The organism is Parablautia muri, assembly GCF_009917485.1.
GTDB classification, from domain to species: domain Bacteria; phylum Bacillota; class Clostridia; order Lachnospirales; family Lachnospiraceae; genus Suilimivivens; species Suilimivivens muri.
Window position 1 is genome coordinate 1 of sequence record NZ_QZDT01000189.1, and the last position, 838, is coordinate 838.

Consider the following 838-nt stretch of genomic DNA (forward strand, 5'->3'; position numbering starts at 1 on the left):
AGATAACTGAATAACTGCCAGGTATTGAATTTTCAAGGTGCATAGGCTAAATCTATGTGCGAAGTTTGAGTTACTAATATAAATTTCATTGAGTAAATCACTCTATAAATTTTTCGATGGCTGTGCTAATGTTAAATTGTGTTTATTCGATGGAGGGAATACTGTATGACAAGAAAAGAACAAAAAGAAGCCAGAAAAATACAAATTATTCAAGCTGCGCTGGATTTATTTGTGGAGCGGGGATACTACGGAACCAAAACAAGCCAAATATCCAGACGGGCAGGGATCAGCGAAGGACTACTGTTTCATTATTTCCCTACAAAGGAAATGTTGTTAGAGGAATTGGTAAATATTGGTTTGGAAGGGATGCGCATGCCAATGCAGGTGAAAGCAAAAAATGGTTTGGATTTCTTTTATCAATTTACAAAAATGTTGTTTCTACAGATAGAAAAGAATTCTTTCATTGCAAAAATGTTTGTATTTATGGGACATATTGTACGGAGTGAAGACGTACCAGAAAAACTTCGTAAGCTGGCAGTTTCCGTAGATACGATTGCATTTTGCCAAAACTGGGTGAGAGCAGGACAGAAAGACGGAAGCATTCGCAAAGGAGATGCCATGTCGCTGTCAAATATGTATTGGTGTGCGGTACATGGAATTATGGAACAGTATACTTTGAATCCGGATATTCCATTGCCGGAACCGGAGTGGGTGGTGGGTATGCTGCAAAATGGTAAAGAACAATTTAGTTTAAATAGTTTATTTATGGAGCTTCCTGTATAATTCAAATATAGGGAATTCCAAGAAGGGTGGTTGATAAAAAAATACCTCAGAGTAA

Annotated in this window: 1 protein-coding gene; it reads left to right on the plus strand. The window is 37.2% G+C overall.

Translation table 11 applies throughout. From position 1 onward, the window contains the following. The first annotated feature begins 165 nt into the window (after positions 1-165). Positions 166-783 (plus strand): TetR/AcrR family transcriptional regulator, encoded by a 618-nt coding sequence (locus tag D5281_RS25150; protein ID WP_160562565.1) that lies wholly within the window; start codon positions 166-168, stop codon positions 781-783. The last annotated feature ends 55 nt before the right edge of the window (positions 784-838 follow it).

Coding starts and splice junctions, on each gene's coding strand:
- D5281_RS25150 (WP_160562565.1), top strand. CDS start 166: ATGACAAGAAAAGAACAAAAAGAAGCCAGAAAAATACAAATTATTCAA.